A 16922-nucleotide genomic window follows, 5' to 3' on the forward strand; every position below is an offset into this window, starting at 1 on the left:
AAATTTTGAATTAGTGAGACAAAAATCTTAATAATTTGTTAACTTTCCTAACATTTGAAATGATTTTTTATGCACGCATTCAAAATTTAACATTATAACATATATTAATGATAGTGTTATAAAACTTTAATTCTTGTTTTTTTGAGCTTCCATTAGCAAGGATTAATTTGAATAATCCTCCCTTTGACACTATTCCCATTCCTATTCCTATCGTTGTTAAAACGTCTATGTTCGTTTCTTTTTCAAAATTAAACGGATCCTTATAAATACAGTAGTCTAAGACTGTATGGAGATAGATTTGAGGTGAAATTATGTAGCGATATTCTGTAATTATAGAGGAGAAATATTGTGCCTCTAGGCTGTTTTCTTCAAAACCTCTTATGGAATTAATCCCTCCAAAGCGATATAATTCATTTGTGATATAAGTATTGCTTTCTAAGAAATAATTTTGAGTTTTAATATTTATATAATTTTTTTTATTTAGATAGAAATTATACATGGCCTCAAGTTTTATTTGGAATTGTTTCGATGTTCCTGCGGTTTCTGGCGAATTTTTTGTTCTTCGGCTCCCTAGGCCAAAAACAAACTCGATATTTGATTTAGTGTTAAAAAAGTTATTGTCGGAATCTAGTTTCGAATATTTAAAACTTGTGTTTGTGTAGGAATTCTTATAATCACTGATTGAATTGTTGTTAGTGTTCTGGATATCGGTTGATTCTGTTGATTGATATCCTAGATAGATTCGCGTGTTATGGTTTATGATGTATCCTAAATCAATTGTTGTCTTGGTGTTTTGAAAAGTGCTATCTTGTTTAAATATCTGAATTTGGCTTTTAAGATTTAGCGGGCTTTTGAATATATAGGGTAAATCGATTCCAGCTTTAAATGTCTTTTGTTTATTTTGGTCACTTTTCCAGTATATCGATATTTCTTCTCCTGTTTTTAAGATGTTCTCTAAATTTAGGTCTACATATCCGTTAAGTTTAATTTTTTTGTTTTCGTTATTTGAAAAGCCAATAAATCCTTCAAAAGTGTTTGACTTTCTTTTTTCAAGATAGACATATACTTTAGTGGAATCTTTTGTTAATAATAATTCAGGGTATTTGATTTGATTTGCAAAGGTGAATTTTTCAAAATCATTGTGAATTTCAGTTATAATTTTTTTGTTGAAAATTTTGTTTTTGTATTTGCGATTAATTTGTTTTAGCGGGCCTTCTGGAAAGTGTTCTTTGTTTTTCTTTTCTACATAGTTAATAATTATTGAACTTAATGCTCTAGGTTTATTCGTATCTATTTTTAATTCAGCATATAATACTTCTTTTTTTCTTTTAAAATTGGTGAGTTTTAATTGGGCTAATGCATATCCGTTTTCTTCTAGTTTTTGTAATGTTTGGTTTAAAAAGCTTTCTGTTTGGTTGTAAGGAATAGCTATGGTATCTTTTTTTATGATTGATAAAACTAGGTCATCTTCTAAATTATTTATACCTATATATATATGTATTGTTTTGATTCTTTCTCCAAGACTTAATTTTGAATAATAGGTGCTGTCGTTTTTTTTTGTTTTTTCTGTTACTTGACTGTCAATGTATCCTAGTTTAGAAAGTTTTTTAGTTAATGTAATTATTTCGTCATCAACCGATTTTGTGTTTTTGTGTCCCGAAATATACTTTAAGGAATCGATTATTTGATTTTCTGTATTATAACTCCCCTTTATTTCTAAATGAAAGTTTTGAGCATAGCAGTTCAGGCTTGAGATTATGCATAGCAGAAAAAGTATAATTGGTTTCAAATGTTTTTAATTTATTTATATACAACGCAAATATCAATTTTTTGATATTAAAAACATAGGGTAAAATAATGTTGTTGAAAATTAATGAATTAACGTTTGTATGTTGAGAAATATTTTATACATTTGCAACCCCGTAAAAAGCGGGAATTTAATATAATAAGAAATTTTTAGTATTAATTATGCCAACAATTCAACAATTAGTAAGAACAGGAAGAACTCAGATAACTAAGAAGAGTAAATCGGTTGCTTTAGATTCTTGTCCTCAAAGAAGAGGGGTTTGTACGCGTGTTTACACTACTACACCAAAAAAACCAAACTCTGCAATGCGTAAAGTTGCGCGTGTACGTTTGACAAATGGTAATGAGGTAAATGCCTATATCCCTGGAGAAGGACACAATTTACAAGAGCACTCGATAGTATTAGTTAGGGGTGGAAGGGTAAAAGATTTACCAGGAGTTAGATATCACATCGTTCGTGGTGCACTTGATACGTCAGGAGTAGCAGGAAGAACGCAAAGAAGATCTAAGTACGGAGCAAAACGCCCAAAAGAAGCAAAAAAGTAATTTAAAAAGTTGTTCTGATAAAGTCGCGATTCGTCGTGGTTATATTGGTATGACATTTAATTAAAAAAAAGACATGAGAAAAAGAGCGGCAAAGAAAAGACCACTTTTACCAGATCCAAGGTTTAACGACCAGTTGGTGACACGTTTTGTGAATAACTTAATGTGGGATGGTAAGAAATCGACAGCTTTTAAAGTTTTTTATGATGCAATTGACATTATAGAAACAAAAAAGCAAGATGCAGAAAAATCATCATTAGAAATTTGGAAAGATGCTTTAACTAATGTTATGCCTCACGTAGAAGTACGTAGTCGTAGAGTAGGTGGAGCTACATTTCAAATTCCAATGCAAATCAGACCAGACAGAAAAATTTCTATGGCAATGAAGTGGTTAATACTTTATTCTAGAAGAAGAAATGAAAAATCTATGGCTCAAAGGCTAGCTTCTGAATGTTTAGCTGCTGCTAAAGAAGAAGGTGCTGCTGTTAAAAAGAGAATGGATACTCATAAAATGGCTGAAGCAAACAAAGCGTTCTCACATTTTAGATTTTAATTAACAAGAAATGGCTAGAGAACTTAAATATACAAGAAATATTGGAATTGCTGCTCATATTGATGCTGGTAAAACAACAACAACAGAGCGTATATTATTCTATACTGGAAAATCACACAAAATTGGTGAAGTACACGATGGTGCTGCAACAATGGACTGGATGGCACAAGAGCAAGAAAGAGGTATTACAATTACATCTGCTGCTACTACTTGTGAATGGAATTTTCCAACTGAACAAGGTAAAATTTTACCTGAAACATTACCGTATCATTTTAATATTATTGATACCCCAGGACACGTTGATTTTACTGTAGAGGTAAATCGTTCTTTACGTGTACTTGATGGTTTGGTTTTCTTATTTAGTGCTGTTGATGGTGTTGAGCCACAATCAGAAACGAACTGGAGACTTGCAGATCAATATAGAGTGCCACGTATTGGATTCGTAAACAAAATGGACCGTCAGGGTTCTAACTTTTTGATGGTTTGTCAGCAAGTTAGAGATATGTTAAAATCAAACGCAGTTGCGATTACTTTGCCAATTGGTGAAGAAAATGATTTTAAAGGGGTGGTTGATTTAGTAAAAAACCAAGCTATTGTATGGCATGAAGAAGGTTTAGGAGCAACTTATGATATTGTGCCTATTCCTGATGATATGCTTGCGGAAGTTAAAGAATACAGATCTATTCTTATAGAAGCGGTTGCTGATTATGATGAAAACTTGTTAGAGAAATTCATGGAAGATGAAGAATCTATTACAGAAGAAGAAATCAATATCGCATTAAGAGCTGCTGTTATGGATATGGCTATCATTCCTATGATTGCTGGTTCTTCTTTCAAAAACAAAGGAGTTCAATTCATGTTAGATGCAGTATGTAAATACTTGCCATCTCCAATGGATAAAGAAGGTATTACAGGTATTCATCCTGATGATGCTGAATTATTAGAAGAAGATCAAACTAAAATTTTACGTAAGCCTGATGTAAAAGAGCCTTTTGCTGCATTAGCGTTTAAGATTGCAACTGACCCATTCGTAGGTCGTTTAGCTTTCTTCCGTGCTTATTCAGGAAGACTTGATGCAGGTTCTTATGTTTTGAATACTCGTTCTGGTAACAAAGAAAGAATTTCTCGTATCTACCAAATGCATGCTAACAAACAAAATCCAATCGAATATATCGAAGCTGGAGATATTGGAGCAGCAGTTGGATTTAAGGATATTAAAACTGGAGATACATTGTGTGATGAAAAACACCCAATTATTCTTGAGTCAATGAAATTCCCTGCGCCAGTAATTGGTATTGCAATTGAGCCTAAAACAAAAGCTGACGTTGATAAAATGGGTATGGCTTTAGCTAAATTAGCTGAAGAAGATCCAACATTTACTGTTAGAACTGATGAAGCTTCAGGTCAAACTATTATTTCAGGAATGGGTGAGTTACACTTAGATATTCTTGTTGATAGAATGAAACGTGAGTTTAAAGTTGAAGTTAATCAAGGTGAGCCTCAAGTTGAATACAAAGAAGCTTTTACAAAATCAGCTCAACACAGAGAAACTTACAAAAAACAATCAGGAGGTCGTGGTAAATTCGGTGATATCGTATTTTTACTTGAGCCTGCAGATGAAGTTGATGGTAAAGTTCCTGTAGGGTTGCAGTTTATAAATGCGGTAAAAGGTGGTAACGTTCCTAAAGAATATATTCCATCTGTTGAGAAAGGATTTAGAGAAGCTATGAAAACAGGTCCTTTAGCAGGATACCAAGTTGATAGTTTGAAAGTAACTTTATTAGACGGATCTTTTCACCCTGTCGATTCAGACGCACTCTCTTTTGAGTTAGCTGCTAGAATGGGGTATAGAGAAGTTGCTAAAGCTGCTGGTGCTGTTATTCTTGAACCTATCATGAAAATGGAAGTTATTACACCAGAAGAAAACATGGGAGATATCGTAGGAGATATTAACCGTCGTAGAGGTCAGGTTAATGACATGGGTGATAGAGCAGGTGCTAAAACAATTAAAGCAGATGTGCCATTGTCAGAAATGTTTGGTTATGTAACAACATTAAGAACATTGTCTTCAGGTCGTGCAACTTCAACTATGGAATTTTCACACTACGCTGAAACACCTTCTAATATTTCAGAAGCAGTTATCAAAAAAGCAAAAGGAAACGCTTAATCTTTAAGAAAATGAGTCAAAAAATCAGAATAAAACTAAAATCTTACGATCACATGTTGGTAGACAAGTCTGCTGAAAAGATTGTAAAAACGGTTAAGAGTACCGGAGCAGTAGTAACAGGACCAATTCCGTTACCAACTCACAAAAAACTTTTTACTGTATTACGTTCTCCACACGTTAACAAAAAAGCGAGAGAACAATTCGAAGTAATGTCATACAAGAGATTGATCGACATTTATTCTTCTTCATCTAAAACAATTGATGCTTTAATGAAATTAGAATTGCCTAGTGGAGTTGAAGTAGAAATCAAAGTTTAAGTAGCTTACTAGTAAGAAAAGGACGCTGTTTTTAAACGAAAAATATTTTTTTGGTTTGTGTGTAAATAAAGTTTACTTTTGCACCACTTAAAAAAATAGGATTCGCTTAAAAGCTGCGTTCTATATTTATATTTAATAATTAATAATTAATATTTATGTCTGGGTTAATTGGTAGAAAAATCGGCATGACTAGCATTTTCGACGAAAACGGGAAGAATATTCCTTGTACAGTAATCGAAGCTGGACCATGTGTTGTTACCCAAGTCAGAACCAAAGGTGTTGACGGGTACGAAGCGTTGCAACTTGGTTTCGATGACAAAAACGAGAAACATTCCACAAAAGCGGCTGTAGGTCACTTTAAAAAAGCGGGAACTGTAGCTAAGAAAAAAGTCGTTGAATTCCAAAATTTTGCAACTGAACAAAAATTAGGAGATCTTATTGATGTTTCTATTTTTGAAGAAGGAGAGTTTGTAGATGTACAAGGTGTATCTAAAGGTAAAGGTTTTCAAGGGGTTGTAAAACGTCACGGTTTTGGTGGTGTTGGTCAAGCAACTCATGGTCAACATAACCGTTTAAGAGCGCCAGGTTCTGTAGGAGCTTCTTCTTATCCATCTAGAGTATTCAAAGGAATGCGTATGGCTGGAAGAATGGGAGGAGAAAATGTAAAAGTTCAAAACCTTAGAGTTTTAAAAGTAGTGACTGATAAGAACCTACTTGTTATTAAAGGATGTGTTCCTGGTCATAACAACTCTTATGTAATCATTCAGAAGTAATGGAAGCAAAAGTATTAGATTTCAACGGAAAAGATACTGGAAGAAAAGTTCAACTTTCTGATTCAGTATTTGGTATAGAACCAAACAATCATGCAGTATACCTTGATGTTAAGCAATATCTTGCTAATCAAAGACAAGGAACGCACAAAGCTAAAGAAAGAGCTGAAGTAGCGGGAAGTACTCGTAAGATAAAAAAACAAAAAGGAACTGGTACTGCTCGTGCGGGTAGTGCAAAGAATCCATTGTTTAAAGGTGGTGGAACAGTTTTCGGACCAAGACCAAGAAGTTATTCATTCAAATTGAATAAAAGCTTGAAACGTTTGGCTAGAAAATCTGCTTTCTCAATCAAAGCAAAAGAGTCAAATATTATCGTTCTTGAGGACTTTAATTTTGAAACTCCAAACACTAAAAATTTCATTAATGTTTTGAAAGCTTTAGGGTTAGAGAATAAAAAATCTTTGTTTGTGTTGGGTGATTCAAATAAAAATGTATATTTGTCGTCACGCAATTTAAAGGCTTCTAACGTAGTAAGTAGCTCAGAATTAAGTACTTACGCCATTTTAAACGCTAATAATTTAGTGCTTTTAGAAGGTTCTTTAGAAGGAATTGAAGAAAATTTAAGCAAATAATAGGATATGAGCATCATAATTAAACCTATAGTAACGGAAAAAGTAACCAAAGAAAGTGAAGTATTAAACCGCTTCGGATTCGTTGTTAACAAAAAAGCAAACAAAGTTGAAATTAAGAAAGCTATTGAGGCTGCTTATGGAGTAACTATTGTTAGTGTTAACACTATGAATGTGAGACCGGACAGAACTACTAAATACACTAAAAGTGGTTTAATCAGTGGAAAGACAAATGCTATTAAAAAAGCAATTGTACAAGTACAAGAAGGAGAATCAATTGATTTTTACAACAATATCTAAGATAGAAAAATGTCAGTAAGAAAATTAAAACCTATTACCCCAGGTCAGCGATTTAGAGTTGTGAATGGTTATGACGCCATTACAACTGATAAGCCGGAACGCTCTTTGATAGCGCCGATAAAAAACTCTGGAGGTAGAAATAGTCAAGGAAAGATGACCATGCGTTATACGGGTGGTGGTCACAAGCAGAGATATCGTATTATTGATTTCAAAAGAACTAAAACAGGAATTCCTGCTACAGTGAAATCAATCGAATATGATCCAAATCGTACTGCGTTTATCGCTTTATTAGCTTATGCTGATGGAGAGAAAACATATGTTATTGCTCAAAACGGATTGAAAGTTGGTCAGAAATTAGTTTCTGGTCCAGAATCTCAACCAGAAATAGGTAATGCATTACCATTAAGCAGAATTCCTTTAGGAACTGTTATTTCTTGTATCGAATTGAGACCAGGTCAAGGAGCTGTAATAGCTCGTTCAGCTGGAACGTTTGCTCAATTAATGGCAAGAGATGGGAAATACGCAACAATTAAAATGCCTTCTGGAGAAACAAGATTAATCTTGTTGACATGTTCGGCTACAATTGGAGCTGTTTCAAATTCTGATCATCAATTAGTTGTGTCTGGAAAAGCAGGTAGAACAAGATGGTTAGGAAGAAGACCTAGAACAAGACCTGTTGCAATGAACCCTGTCGATCACCCAATGGGTGGTGGTGAAGGTCGTTCTTCTGGTGGACATCCACGTTCAAGAAATGGAATACCAGCTAAAGGTTATAGAACTCGTTCTAAGAAAAACCCGAGTAACAAGTATATCGTAGAACGTAGAAAGAAATAATAAGATATGGCACGTTCATTAAAAAAAGGACCTTTTGTTCATTATAAGTTAGACAAGAAAGTTCAAGAAAACATTGAAAATGGAAACAAAGGAGTAGTAAAGACTTGGTCTAGAGCTTCTATGATTACTCCAGACTTTGTTGGACAAACAATCGCAGTTCATAACGGTCGTCAGTTTGTACCAGTTTACGTTACAGAAAACATGGTAGGACATAAATTAGGAGAATTTTCACCAACTCGATCTTTTAGAGGTCATGCTGGAGCAAAAAATAAAGGTAAAAAATAAGAAGCAATGGGAGTTCGTAAAAGAGAAACAGCAGACGCAAGAAAAGAGGCTAATAAGTCTCTAGCTTTTGCAAAGTTAAATAACTGCCCTACTTCACCTAGAAAAATGCGCTTAGTAGCAGATCTAGTAAGAGGTCAGAAGGTAGAAAGAGCACTTAACATATTAAGATTTAGTTCTAAAGAAGCTTCAAGAAAATTAGAAAAATTGGTTTTATCTGTTATTGCCAACTGGCAAGCAAAAAACCCTGAAGCTAATATGGAAGAAGCAGGTTTATTTGTTAAGGAAATTCGTGTAGATGGTGGAATGATGTTAAAAAGACTTCGTCCAGCTCCACAAGGAAGAGCACACAGAATAAGAAAACGTTCTAATCACGTAACAATCGTGCTTGGAGCTATCAATAACACACAAAGCAATTCTTAAGCAGCATGGGACAAAAGACAAATCCAATTGGAAATAGACTTGGTATCATCAGAGGATGGGACTCAAACTGGTATGGTGGAAATGATTACGGTGATAAACTTGCCGAAGATCACAAAATCAGAAAGTATATCCACGCTCGTTTATCAAAAGCTAGTGTATCAAAAGTAATCATCGAGAGAACTTTAAAACTTGTAACCGTTACTATCACTACTGCTAGACCTGGTATCATTATCGGAAAAGGTGGACAAGAGGTAGACAAGTTGAAAGAAGAACTTAAGAAAGTTACTGACAAAGAGGTTCAAATCAACATTTTTGAAATCAAAAGACCTGAACTTGATGCTTATTTAGTTGCTACAAGTATCTGTCGTCAAATCGAAAGCAGAATTTCTTACAGACGTGCAATCAAAATGGCTATTGCTGCTTCTATGCGTATGAACGCAGAAGGTATCAAAGTTTTGATTTCTGGTCGTTTGAATGGAGCTGAAATGGCACGTTCAGAAGGTTTCAAAGAAGGTAGAATTCCTCTATCAACTTTCAGAGCTGATATTGATTATGCTTTGGCTGAAGCGCATACTACTTACGGTAGAATGGGTATCAAAGTATGGATCATGAAAGGTGAAGTTTATGGAAAGAGAGATCTTTCTCCACTTGCCGGAATGGACAAAAAACAATCTGGTGCTGGTGGTAAAGGTGGTGATTCTCCTAGAGGAGACAGAAAACCTTTTAATAAAGGTGGAAAACCAGACGCTCGTAAAAGAAAGTAAATTTTTAAACTAAAGAAAAATGTTACAGCCTAAAAGAACAAAATACCGTAAGGTACAGAAAGGTAAAATGAAAGGAAACTCTCAAAGAGGGCATGAACTTTCAAATGGAATGTTTGGTATTAAATCTGTACATGAAGATGGAATGTTCTTAACTTCTCGTCAAATTGAAGCTGCGCGTATTGCTGCAACTCGTTACATGAAGAGAGAAGGACAATTATGGATCAAAATATTTCCAGACAAACCAATCACAAAGAAACCTCTTGAAGTACGTATGGGTAAAGGTAAAGGTGCAGTTGAATACTGGGCTGCCGTTGTTAAACCCGGAAGAATTATGTTTGAAGTTGGAGGAGTACCTTTGTCAGTTGCAAAAGAGGCGTTACGTCTTGCAGCTCAAAAGCTTCCAGTAAAAACTAAGTTCGTCGTTGCTAGAGATTTCGAAGCATAATCTATATTATATTATGAAACAATCAGAAATAAAAGATCTTTCTGCAGCGGAGTTGCAAGAAAAACTTAGCCAGACTAAGAAAACATATGCTGACCTAAAAATGGCTCATGCTATTTCTCCAATTGAAAATCCTCTACAAATTAGAATTGTAAGAAGAACAGTTGCAAGATTAGCTACAGAGCTTACAAAAAGAGAGTTACAATAATTGTATTCTGCTGAAAGATGGAAGAAAAAAGAAATTTAAGAAAAGAGAGAATTGGGGTTGTTACTTCAAACAAAATGGATAAATCCATTGTAGTTGCGCAAGTAACTAAAGTAAAACACCCATTATACGGTAAGTTCGTGTTGAAAACAAAGAAATTTGTTGCACATGACGAAACAAACGACTGTAACATTGGAGATACTGTAAGAATTAGCGAAACGCGTCCTTTAAGTAAATCAAAATGTTGGAGATTAGTTGAAATCCTAGAAAGAGCTAAATAATTATGGTACAACAAGAATCAAGACTAAAAGTAGCAGATAACACAGGAGCTAAAGAAGTTTTAACTATCCGTGTTTTAGGAGGTACCAAAAGAAGGTATGCCTCTGTTGGAGACAAGATTGTAGTATCTATTAAGGACGCAACACCAAACGGAAACGTTAAAAAAGGTGCTGTTTCAACTGCAGTTGTTGTACGTACCAAAAAAGAAGTGAGAAGAGCTGATGGTTCTTATATCCGTTTCGATGATAATGCATGTGTTCTTTTGAACGCTGCAGGTGAAATGAGAGGAACTCGTGTTTTTGGTCCGGTAGCAAGAGAACTTCGTGAAAAACAATTCATGAAAATTGTATCATTAGCACCAGAAGTGCTTTAATTCGTTTTAAGATGATAAAGCTAAAAATAAAATCAGGTGACATTGTAAGAGTTATCGCTGGAGACCATAAAGGTTCAGAAGGTAAAGTTTTACGTGTCTACCGTGAGAAAAATAAAGCGATAGTTGAAGGTGTGAACATGGTTTCGAAACATACAAAACCAAGTGCAAAAAGCCCTCAAGGTGGTATCGTTAAAAAAGAAGCTTCTATACAAATATCTAATATTGCTCTAATTGATCCTAAAACTAAGGAAACAACAAGAGTAGGTATCAGAGTAGAAGGAGATAAGAAAGTAAGATTTTCAAAAAAATCTAATCAAGTACTATAGTGATGGCATATACACCTAGACTAAAAGAAGAATACAAGAACAGAGTAATCTCTGCTCTTAAAGAAGAATACGGATATATAAACGTAATGCAAGTTCCTAAATTGGAAAAAATCGTTTTGAGCCGTGGAGTTGGTGCAGCTGTATCTGATAAAAAATTAATCGACTATGCAGTTGATGAATTAACAAAGATCACTGGACAAAAAGCAGTATCTACAATTTCAAAGAAAGACGTTGCGTCATTCAAATTGAGAAAAGGGATGCCTATTGGTGCAAAAGTAACCTTACGTGGAGAAAGAATGTATGAGTTTTTAGATAGACTTATTACTTCAGCTTTACCACGAGTTAGAGATTTCAGTGGTATCAAAGCTACTGGTTTTGACGGAAGAGGTAATTACAATCTTGGTATTTTAGAACAAATCATTTTCCCAGAAATTGATATTGATAAAGTAAATAAAATTTCAGGTATGGATATCTCTTTTGTTACTACAGCTAAAACAGATAAGGAAGCGAAGTCATTATTGGCAGAATTAGGATTACCTTTTAAAAAGAATTAAGACATGGCTAAAGAATCAATGAAAGCCCGTGAGGTGAAAAGAGAAAAAACGGTAGCTAAGTATGCTGAGAAAAGAAAAGCTTTGTTAGAGGCTGGAGATTTCGTAGGTTTGCAAAAATTACCTAAAAATGCTTCACCTGTTCGTTTACACAATCGTTGTAAATTAACTGGAAGACCAAGAGGATATATTCGTCAATTTGGTATTTCTCGTGTAACATTCCGTGAAATGGCTAACAACGGGTTAATACCTGGTGTTAAGAAAGCTAGCTGGTAATTAAATAAGTTTATCAATTGATTAAAGGTTCAGGAAGTGGAGTGCTTCCTGAAAACCATAATCGCAATTTAATACATATGTATACAGATCCTATTGCAGATTATTTGACGAGAGTTAGAAACGCTGTGGCTGCAAACCACAAAGTTGTCGAAATTCCAGCATCTAATCTAAAAAAAGAAATAACAAAGATCTTATTTGATCAAGGTTATATCTTAAGTTACAAATTTGAAGACAACGCTGTTCAGGGTTCAATCAAAATCGCTTTGAAGTATGATAAAGATACTAAAGAGTCAGTAATTAAAGATATCCAAAGAATTAGTAAACCAGGTTTGCGTAAATATGCAGGTGCTTCTAATTTACCTAGAATCCTTAACGGATTAGGAATTGCTATTGTTTCTACATCAAAAGGTTTGATGACTGGAAAACAAGCTAAGCAATTAAATGTAGGTGGTGAAGTAATTTGTTACGTATACTAATATAAAGACTATATAAGATGTCAAGAATAGGTAAAAATCCAATTGTAATCCCTGCTGGAGTAACTGTAGAAGTTAAAGATGGTATTATTACAGTAAAAGGAAAAAATGGTCAACTTACTCAGGAGTTTTCGGACGTAACTGTAACAGTTGAAGACGGTCAAGTTCAAGTTGATAGATCGTCTGATCACAAAGACCAAAGAGCAAAACATGGTTTATACAGATCTTTAATCAATAACATGATTATTGGTGTAAATGAAGGTTTTACTAAATCATTAGAATTGGTTGGAGTAGGTTATAGAGCTTCAAATCAAGGTCAAAAATTAGATTTAGCTCTTGGATATTCTCACAATATTATTTTAGAAATTGCTCCAGAAGTAACTTTGGAAACAATCTCTGAAAAAGGTAAAAACCCAATTGTGAAATTAACATCATTTGACAAACAACTTTTAGGTCAAGTTGCTGCGAAAATCAGAGGTTTCCGTAAGCCAGAACCATACAAAGGAAAAGGTGTTAAATTTGTAGGTGAAGTATTAAGAAGAAAAGCAGGTAAATCAGCTTAAAAAATAAGATTATGTCATTAACAAAATCTGATAGAAGACAGAGAATTAAATTCAGAATTAGAAAGATCATTAGTGGTACTGCTACTAAACCAAGACTTTCTGTATTTAGAAGTAATAAAGAAATTTACGCACAACTTATTGATGATGTAAATGGAGTTACTTTATTAGCTGCCTCTTCAAGAGAAAAAGAAATAGGAAAAGGTACAAACGTAGAAATTGCAACTGCTGTTGGAAAACTTGTTGCAGAAAAAGCGTTAAAAGCCGGTATTGATGCAGTAACTTTCGATAGAGGAGGTTATTTATATCACGGTCGTATTAAATCATTAGCAGAAGGCGCAAGAGCGGCTGGACTTAAATTCTAATATAGTATGTCTAATAAATACAAGAATATAGAGTTAGTAAAACCAAGTGGTCTTGAATTAAAAGATCGTTTGGTGAGTGTAAATCGTGTTACTAAAGTTACAAAGGGTGGTAGAGCTTTTGGTTTTTCTGCTATTGTAGTTGTAGGTGATGAAAACGGAGTAGTTGGTCATGGATTAGGAAAATCTAAAGACGTTTCTGAAGCAATTGCGAAAGCAGTAGAAGATGCTAAGAAAAATTTAGTAAAAATTCCTTTGAATGGTCAATCAGTTCCTCACGAACAAAAAGGTAAATTTGGTGGTGCACGTGTATTCTTAATTCCTGCCTCTCATGGTACAGGAGTTATTGCTGGTGGAGCTGTTCGTTCAGTTCTTGAATCAGTAGGAATTCATGATGTATTATCTAAATCTCAAGGATCTTCAAATCCTCACAACGTAGTAAAAGCAACTTTTGATGCTTTATTACAAATGAGAAGTGCTTATACTGTTGCAAAACAAAGAGGTGTTTCTTTAGAAAAAGTTTTTAAAGGTTAATTCAAGGAAATTATGGCTAAATTATTAGTAAAACAAGTTAGAAGCAAAATCAATTGCCCTCTAACTCAGAAAAGAGGTTTAGAAGCTTTAGGTCTACGTAAAATGGGACAAGTTGTAGAGCATGATTCAAACCCTACAATCCTTGGGATGATAAATAAAGTTAAACACTTAGTTTCTGTAGAAGAAGCTAAATAACAAATACTGTTATGAATTTAAGTAACTTACAACCTGCTGAAGGTGCTACGCACAATCAAAATAAAAGATTAGGTAGAGGAGAAGGTTCTGGTAAAGGTGGTACTTCTGCAAGAGGTCACAAAGGGGCTAAATCTCGTTCTGGTTATTCTAAAAAGATTGGTTTTGAAGGGGGTCAAATGCCACTTCAACGTCGTGTACCTAAGTTTGGTTTCACAAACATCAATCGTAAAGAATACGAAGGTGTTAATCTTGATACGCTTCAATTATTAGTTGATAATGGTGTAATTACAGATACTGTTGATATGACAGTTTATGTTGCAAATCGTTTAGCTACAAAGAATGAAATCGTTAAGATTTTAGGAAGAGGTGAACTGAAAGCAAAATTAAAAGTAACTGCACACAAATTTACTGCTACTGCAAAAGCGGCTATCGAAGCTGCTGGTGGAGAAGCTGTAACACTATAATTTTTCAATTAAGATGAAGAAATTTATTGAATCATTAAGTAATGTTTGGAAAATCGAGGAACTAAAAAATAGAATCCTAATTACATTAGGACTTCTTTTAGTTTATCGTTTTGGAGCACACGTTACGCTTCCAGGTATTGACGCAACTCAATTAAACAGCTTAGCAGGTCAAACCAAAAATGGTATTGGATCTATATTAGACATGTTTACTGGTGGTGCTTTCTCTAAAGCTTCAGTTTTTGCTTTAGGTATTATGCCTTACATTTCTGCATCCATTGTTGTTCAGTTGATGGGAATTGCTATTCCTTATTTACAAAAACTTCAAAGTGATGGAGAAAGTGGTAGAAAGAAGATTAATCAAATTACTCGTTGGTTGACAATAGGTATCACTTTAGTTCAAGGGCCTACTTATATCTACAATTTATACAGAACATTACCTAGTAATGCATTCTTATTAGGATTCAATTCATTTGAATTCTTATTTTCTTCAGTTGTTATTTTAGTTACAGGTACAATTTTTGCTATGTGGTTAGGAGAAAAAATTACTGATAAAGGAATCGGAAATGGTATTTCATTGTTGATTATGGTTGGTATTTTGGCTAGATTACCTCAGGCTTTTATACAAGAGTTTACTACAAGAGTTACTAATAATAATGGTGGACCAATGTTATTGGTTATTGAAATCATTGTATGGTTATTAGTTATCATCTCTTGTGTACTATTAGTAATGGCTGTACGTAAAATACCAGTTCAATATGCACGTCGTACTTCATCTGGAGACTACGAACAAGATTTAGCTGGTGGTAATAGACAATGGATTCCATTAAAGCTTAATGCTTCTGGAGTTATGCCTATTATTTTTGCGCAAGCGATTATGTTTATACCTGCTGCTGTCGCAGGATTGTCAAAATCAGATGCTTCACAATCAATTGTTGGTGCTTTTAGTAATATGTTCGGTTTTTGGTATAATTTTGTTTTTGCAACATTAATTGTTGTATTTACGTTCTTTTATACTGCTATTACTGTTCCTACTAATAAAATGTCCGATGATTTGAAAAGAAGTGGTGGATTTATTCCAGGTGTTAGACCAGGAGTAGAGACTTCTGATTTTCTTGACAAAGTGATGTCTTTAATAACGTTTCCAGGTTCTTTATTTCTTGCTTTAATAGCTGTGTTCCCAGCAATTGTTGTAAGTATTATGGATGTTCAACAATCTTGGGCAATGTTTTTTGGAGGTACTTCATTAATTATTATGGTTGGAGTTGCCATTGACACGATACAGCAAATCAATTCATATTTGTTGAATAAACATTATGATGGTTTAATGAAGACTGGTAAAAATAGAAAAGCAGTAGCTTAACTTATGGCAAAACAATCAGCAATAGAACAAGACGGATCAATCATTGAAGCATTGTCAAATGCAATGTTTCGTGTAGAGTTAGAAAATGGACATATTGTAATCGCTCATATTTCTGGAAAAATGCGTATGCATTACATCAAATTATTACCTGGTGATAAAGTGAAACTAGAAATGAGTCCTTACGATTTGTCAAAAGCAAGAATTACTTATAGATATTAAAGATATTCACAATGAAAGTAAGAGCATCAGTAAAAAAGAGAAGTGCCGAGTGCATTATCGTACGTAGAAAAGGAAGATTATACGTAATCAACAAAAAGAATCCTAGATTTAAACAAAGACAAGGATAATTATGGCAAGAATAGCAGGGGTAGATATCCCAAAAAACAAGAGAGGTGTTATTGCACTTACCTACATCTTCGGATTAGGAAAAAGTAGAGCTATTGAGATTTTAGAAAAAGCTCAAGTAAGCCAAGATAAAAAAGTTCAAGATTGGAATGATGATGAGATCGGAGCAATTCGTGAAGCTGTATCAGCATTTAAAATTGAAGGAGAATTACGTTCAGAAGTTTCTTTGAACATCAAACGTTTAATGGATATTGGATGTTATAGAGGTATTCGTCATAGATCTGGTCTTCCATTAAGAGGACAAAGAACTAAAAACAACTCTAGAACAAGAAAAGGTAAAAGAAAAACTGTTGCTAACAAGAAAAAAGCAACTAAATAATAAGTAATATGGCTAAAGCAACTGCAAAAAAACGTAAAGTTATCGTTGAATCAACGGGTGAAGCTCATATTTCTGCTACCTTCAACAATATCATTATTTCTTTGACTAACAAAAAAGGTGAAGTTATTTCTTGGTCTTCAGCTGGTAAAATGGGTTTTAGAGGTTCTAAAAAGAACACTCCATACGCGGCTCAAATGGCAGCAGAAGATTGTAGTAAAGTAGCTCTTGAAGCTGGACTTAAAAAAGTGAAAGTATATGTTAAAGGACCAGGAAACGGACGTGAGTCTGCTATCCGTTCTTTGCATAATGGTGGAATTGAAGTTACAGAGATTATCGATGTTACTCCAATGCCCCACAATGGATGTCGTCCTCCTAAAAGACGTAGAGTTTAATACTCAAAAATATTTATA

At 34.1% G+C, this 16922-nt stretch carries 30 protein-coding genes; 29 read left to right on the forward strand and 1 reads right to left on the reverse strand.

Annotation, left to right across the window (positions count from 1 at the left end):
• Positions 1-79: 79 nt before the first annotated feature.
• Positions 80-1789 (reverse strand): BamA/TamA family outer membrane protein, encoded by a 1710-nt coding sequence (locus tag C8C88_RS08430; protein WP_121337676.1) that lies wholly within the window; start codon positions 1787-1789, stop codon positions 80-82.
• A gap of 179 nt (positions 1790-1968) precedes the next feature.
• Here C8C88_RS08430 and rpsL point away from each other — a divergent pair, with 179 nt between their 5' ends.
• From rpsL to rpsK, 29 genes are all read left to right on the forward strand, one after another.
• The gene (gene rpsL, locus C8C88_RS08435; RefSeq protein ID WP_007136570.1) at positions 1969-2352 is read left to right on the forward strand and encodes a 30S ribosomal protein S12; all 384 of its coding nucleotides are present in this window, start codon (positions 1969-1971) and stop codon (positions 2350-2352) included.
• Positions 2353-2425: 73 nt separating this feature from the next.
• Positions 2426-2902 carry a 30S ribosomal protein S7 gene (rpsG, locus tag C8C88_RS08440; RefSeq protein ID WP_121337677.1) on the forward strand — a complete coding sequence of 159 codons (477 nt, stop codon included), beginning with the start codon at positions 2426-2428 and terminating at the stop codon, positions 2900-2902.
• Positions 2903-2912: 10 nt separating this feature from the next.
• A complete protein-coding gene (gene fusA, locus C8C88_RS08445) occupies positions 2913-5069 on the forward strand; it encodes an elongation factor G (protein ID WP_121337678.1) in 2157 nt (718 codons plus the stop codon).
• A gap of 11 nt (positions 5070-5080) precedes the next feature.
• On the forward strand, positions 5081-5386 hold the full coding sequence (rpsJ, locus tag C8C88_RS08450) for a 30S ribosomal protein S10 (protein ID WP_011963470.1): 306 nt from the start codon (positions 5081-5083) through the stop codon (positions 5384-5386).
• 155 nt (positions 5387-5541) lie between these two features.
• Entirely contained in the window at positions 5542-6159 is a 618-nt protein-coding gene (gene rplC / locus C8C88_RS08455; protein WP_121337679.1) for a 50S ribosomal protein L3, read from the forward strand.
• Positions 6159-6788: a 50S ribosomal protein L4 gene (gene rplD, locus C8C88_RS08460; protein ID WP_121337680.1), complete on the forward strand. Its 630-nt coding sequence runs from the start codon at positions 6159-6161 to the stop codon at positions 6786-6788. Before rplC ends, rplD begins: the two co-directional genes overlap by 1 nt.
• A gap of 6 nt (positions 6789-6794) precedes the next feature.
• Complete coding sequence (gene rplW, locus C8C88_RS08465; protein ID WP_121337681.1) at positions 6795-7085, forward strand: 50S ribosomal protein L23; 291 nt, start codon at positions 6795-6797, stop codon at positions 7083-7085.
• Between the two features lie 9 nt (positions 7086-7094).
• Entirely contained in the window at positions 7095-7919 is an 825-nt protein-coding gene (gene rplB / locus C8C88_RS08470; RefSeq protein WP_121337682.1) for a 50S ribosomal protein L2, read from the forward strand.
• A 6-nt stretch (positions 7920-7925) separates the two neighbouring features.
• Positions 7926-8204, forward strand: coding sequence for a 30S ribosomal protein S19 (rpsS, locus tag C8C88_RS08475; protein WP_007803626.1), 279 nt, complete (start codon positions 7926-7928; stop codon positions 8202-8204).
• Positions 8205-8210: 6 nt separating this feature from the next.
• Complete coding sequence (gene rplV / locus C8C88_RS08480) at positions 8211-8624, forward strand: 50S ribosomal protein L22 (protein WP_035668120.1); 414 nt, start codon at positions 8211-8213, stop codon at positions 8622-8624.
• A gap of 5 nt (positions 8625-8629) precedes the next feature.
• Positions 8630-9388: a 30S ribosomal protein S3 gene (gene rpsC, locus C8C88_RS08485; protein ID WP_121337683.1), complete on the forward strand. Its 759-nt coding sequence runs from the start codon at positions 8630-8632 to the stop codon at positions 9386-9388.
• A 19-nt stretch (positions 9389-9407) separates the two neighbouring features.
• A complete protein-coding gene (gene rplP / locus C8C88_RS08490) occupies positions 9408-9833 on the forward strand; it encodes a 50S ribosomal protein L16 (RefSeq protein ID WP_017495016.1) in 426 nt (141 codons plus the stop codon).
• Between the two features lie 13 nt (positions 9834-9846).
• Positions 9847-10038 carry a 50S ribosomal protein L29 gene (gene rpmC, locus C8C88_RS08495; RefSeq protein ID WP_121337684.1) on the forward strand — a complete coding sequence of 64 codons (192 nt, stop codon included), beginning with the start codon at positions 9847-9849 and terminating at the stop codon, positions 10036-10038.
• A gap of 17 nt (positions 10039-10055) precedes the next feature.
• Positions 10056-10316, forward strand: coding sequence for a 30S ribosomal protein S17 (gene rpsQ, locus C8C88_RS08500; protein WP_026706247.1), 261 nt, complete (start codon positions 10056-10058; stop codon positions 10314-10316).
• A 2-nt stretch (positions 10317-10318) separates the two neighbouring features.
• Entirely contained in the window at positions 10319-10687 is a 369-nt protein-coding gene (gene rplN, locus C8C88_RS08505) for a 50S ribosomal protein L14 (RefSeq protein WP_007803649.1), read from the forward strand.
• Positions 10688-10698: 11 nt separating this feature from the next.
• Positions 10699-11013: a 50S ribosomal protein L24 gene (gene rplX / locus C8C88_RS08510; RefSeq protein ID WP_121337685.1), complete on the forward strand. Its 315-nt coding sequence runs from the start codon at positions 10699-10701 to the stop codon at positions 11011-11013.
• A gap of 2 nt (positions 11014-11015) precedes the next feature.
• Positions 11016-11567, forward strand: a complete 552-nt coding sequence (gene rplE / locus C8C88_RS08515; RefSeq protein WP_121337686.1) for a 50S ribosomal protein L5 — start codon at positions 11016-11018, stop codon at positions 11565-11567.
• A gap of 3 nt (positions 11568-11570) precedes the next feature.
• Entirely contained in the window at positions 11571-11840 is a 270-nt protein-coding gene (gene rpsN, locus C8C88_RS08520) for a 30S ribosomal protein S14 (RefSeq protein WP_121337687.1), read from the forward strand.
• 77 nt (positions 11841-11917) lie between these two features.
• Positions 11918-12316, forward strand: coding sequence for a 30S ribosomal protein S8 (gene rpsH, locus C8C88_RS08525; protein WP_035619634.1), 399 nt, complete (start codon positions 11918-11920; stop codon positions 12314-12316).
• A 17-nt stretch (positions 12317-12333) separates the two neighbouring features.
• On the forward strand, positions 12334-12876 hold the full coding sequence (gene rplF / locus C8C88_RS08530) for a 50S ribosomal protein L6 (protein WP_121337688.1): 543 nt from the start codon (positions 12334-12336) through the stop codon (positions 12874-12876).
• A gap of 11 nt (positions 12877-12887) precedes the next feature.
• Positions 12888-13238: a 50S ribosomal protein L18 gene (rplR, locus tag C8C88_RS08535; protein ID WP_121337689.1), complete on the forward strand. Its 351-nt coding sequence runs from the start codon at positions 12888-12890 to the stop codon at positions 13236-13238.
• A 6-nt stretch (positions 13239-13244) separates the two neighbouring features.
• Complete coding sequence (gene rpsE, locus C8C88_RS08540) at positions 13245-13769, forward strand: 30S ribosomal protein S5 (RefSeq protein WP_100433331.1); 525 nt, start codon at positions 13245-13247, stop codon at positions 13767-13769.
• A gap of 12 nt (positions 13770-13781) precedes the next feature.
• Positions 13782-13964, forward strand: a complete 183-nt coding sequence (gene rpmD, locus C8C88_RS08545) for a 50S ribosomal protein L30 (protein WP_027310825.1) — start codon at positions 13782-13784, stop codon at positions 13962-13964.
• Positions 13965-13975: 11 nt separating this feature from the next.
• The gene (rplO, locus tag C8C88_RS08550) at positions 13976-14428 is read left to right on the forward strand and encodes a 50S ribosomal protein L15 (RefSeq protein ID WP_121337690.1); all 453 of its coding nucleotides are present in this window, start codon (positions 13976-13978) and stop codon (positions 14426-14428) included.
• 13 nt (positions 14429-14441) lie between these two features.
• The gene (gene secY / locus C8C88_RS08555) at positions 14442-15788 is read left to right on the forward strand and encodes a preprotein translocase subunit SecY (protein WP_121337691.1); all 1347 of its coding nucleotides are present in this window, start codon (positions 14442-14444) and stop codon (positions 15786-15788) included.
• A gap of 3 nt (positions 15789-15791) precedes the next feature.
• On the forward strand, positions 15792-16007 hold the full coding sequence (infA, locus tag C8C88_RS08560; protein WP_007136545.1) for a translation initiation factor IF-1: 216 nt from the start codon (positions 15792-15794) through the stop codon (positions 16005-16007).
• Between the two features lie 11 nt (positions 16008-16018).
• On the forward strand, positions 16019-16135 hold the full coding sequence (ykgO, locus tag C8C88_RS08565) for a type B 50S ribosomal protein L36 (protein ID WP_002987490.1): 117 nt from the start codon (positions 16019-16021) through the stop codon (positions 16133-16135).
• 2 nt (positions 16136-16137) lie between these two features.
• Positions 16138-16512: a 30S ribosomal protein S13 gene (gene rpsM / locus C8C88_RS08570; protein ID WP_064716171.1), complete on the forward strand. Its 375-nt coding sequence runs from the start codon at positions 16138-16140 to the stop codon at positions 16510-16512.
• An 8-nt stretch (positions 16513-16520) separates the two neighbouring features.
• A complete protein-coding gene (gene rpsK, locus C8C88_RS08575) occupies positions 16521-16904 on the forward strand; it encodes a 30S ribosomal protein S11 (RefSeq protein WP_024981527.1) in 384 nt (127 codons plus the stop codon).
• Positions 16905-16922: the final 18 nt, after the last annotated feature.

Origin of the sequence: Flavobacterium sp. 123, assembly GCF_003634825.1 — a bacterium.
Taxonomy (GTDB): domain Bacteria; phylum Bacteroidota; class Bacteroidia; order Flavobacteriales; family Flavobacteriaceae; genus Flavobacterium.

What these genes read in the sequence shown, in the direction of transcription:
- rplW (WP_121337681.1), top strand. Translation starts at nt 6,795, where the DNA reads ATGAGCATCATAATTAAACCTATAGTAACGGAAAAAGTAACCAAAGAA.
- rplP (WP_017495016.1), top strand. Translation starts at nt 9,408, where the DNA reads ATGTTACAGCCTAAAAGAACAAAATACCGTAAGGTACAGAAAGGTAAA.
- rpsH (WP_035619634.1), top strand. Translation starts at nt 11,918, where the DNA reads ATGTATACAGATCCTATTGCAGATTATTTGACGAGAGTTAGAAACGCT.
- rplN (WP_007803649.1), top strand. Translation starts at nt 10,319, where the DNA reads ATGGTACAACAAGAATCAAGACTAAAAGTAGCAGATAACACAGGAGCT.
- rpsS (WP_007803626.1), top strand. Translation starts at nt 7,926, where the DNA reads ATGGCACGTTCATTAAAAAAAGGACCTTTTGTTCATTATAAGTTAGAC.
- rplO (WP_121337690.1), top strand. Translation starts at nt 13,976, where the DNA reads ATGAATTTAAGTAACTTACAACCTGCTGAAGGTGCTACGCACAATCAA.
- rplF (WP_121337688.1), top strand. Translation starts at nt 12,334, where the DNA reads ATGTCAAGAATAGGTAAAAATCCAATTGTAATCCCTGCTGGAGTAACT.
- rpsG (WP_121337677.1), top strand. Translation starts at nt 2,426, where the DNA reads ATGAGAAAAAGAGCGGCAAAGAAAAGACCACTTTTACCAGATCCAAGG.
- rplR (WP_121337689.1), top strand. Translation starts at nt 12,888, where the DNA reads ATGTCATTAACAAAATCTGATAGAAGACAGAGAATTAAATTCAGAATT.
- rpsK (WP_024981527.1), top strand. Translation starts at nt 16,521, where the DNA reads ATGGCTAAAGCAACTGCAAAAAAACGTAAAGTTATCGTTGAATCAACG.
- secY (WP_121337691.1), top strand. Translation starts at nt 14,442, where the DNA reads ATGAAGAAATTTATTGAATCATTAAGTAATGTTTGGAAAATCGAGGAA.
- rpsL (WP_007136570.1), top strand. Translation starts at nt 1,969, where the DNA reads ATGCCAACAATTCAACAATTAGTAAGAACAGGAAGAACTCAGATAACT.
- rplX (WP_121337685.1), top strand. Translation starts at nt 10,699, where the DNA reads ATGATAAAGCTAAAAATAAAATCAGGTGACATTGTAAGAGTTATCGCT.
- rplD (WP_121337680.1), top strand. Translation starts at nt 6,159, where the DNA reads ATGGAAGCAAAAGTATTAGATTTCAACGGAAAAGATACTGGAAGAAAA.
- rpsJ (WP_011963470.1), top strand. Translation starts at nt 5,081, where the DNA reads ATGAGTCAAAAAATCAGAATAAAACTAAAATCTTACGATCACATGTTG.
- fusA (WP_121337678.1), top strand. Translation starts at nt 2,913, where the DNA reads ATGGCTAGAGAACTTAAATATACAAGAAATATTGGAATTGCTGCTCAT.
- rpsQ (WP_026706247.1), top strand. Translation starts at nt 10,056, where the DNA reads ATGGAAGAAAAAAGAAATTTAAGAAAAGAGAGAATTGGGGTTGTTACT.
- rplE (WP_121337686.1), top strand. Translation starts at nt 11,016, where the DNA reads ATGGCATATACACCTAGACTAAAAGAAGAATACAAGAACAGAGTAATC.
- rpsC (WP_121337683.1), top strand. Translation starts at nt 8,630, where the DNA reads ATGGGACAAAAGACAAATCCAATTGGAAATAGACTTGGTATCATCAGA.
- rpmD (WP_027310825.1), top strand. Translation starts at nt 13,782, where the DNA reads ATGGCTAAATTATTAGTAAAACAAGTTAGAAGCAAAATCAATTGCCCT.
- rpsE (WP_100433331.1), top strand. Translation starts at nt 13,245, where the DNA reads ATGTCTAATAAATACAAGAATATAGAGTTAGTAAAACCAAGTGGTCTT.
- rplV (WP_035668120.1), top strand. Translation starts at nt 8,211, where the DNA reads ATGGGAGTTCGTAAAAGAGAAACAGCAGACGCAAGAAAAGAGGCTAAT.
- rpmC (WP_121337684.1), top strand. Translation starts at nt 9,847, where the DNA reads ATGAAACAATCAGAAATAAAAGATCTTTCTGCAGCGGAGTTGCAAGAA.
- ykgO (WP_002987490.1), top strand. Translation starts at nt 16,019, where the DNA reads ATGAAAGTAAGAGCATCAGTAAAAAAGAGAAGTGCCGAGTGCATTATC.
- rplB (WP_121337682.1), top strand. Translation starts at nt 7,095, where the DNA reads ATGTCAGTAAGAAAATTAAAACCTATTACCCCAGGTCAGCGATTTAGA.
- rpsN (WP_121337687.1), top strand. Translation starts at nt 11,571, where the DNA reads ATGGCTAAAGAATCAATGAAAGCCCGTGAGGTGAAAAGAGAAAAAACG.
- rpsM (WP_064716171.1), top strand. Translation starts at nt 16,138, where the DNA reads ATGGCAAGAATAGCAGGGGTAGATATCCCAAAAAACAAGAGAGGTGTT.
- infA (WP_007136545.1), top strand. Translation starts at nt 15,792, where the DNA reads ATGGCAAAACAATCAGCAATAGAACAAGACGGATCAATCATTGAAGCA.
- rplC (WP_121337679.1), top strand. Translation starts at nt 5,542, where the DNA reads ATGTCTGGGTTAATTGGTAGAAAAATCGGCATGACTAGCATTTTCGAC.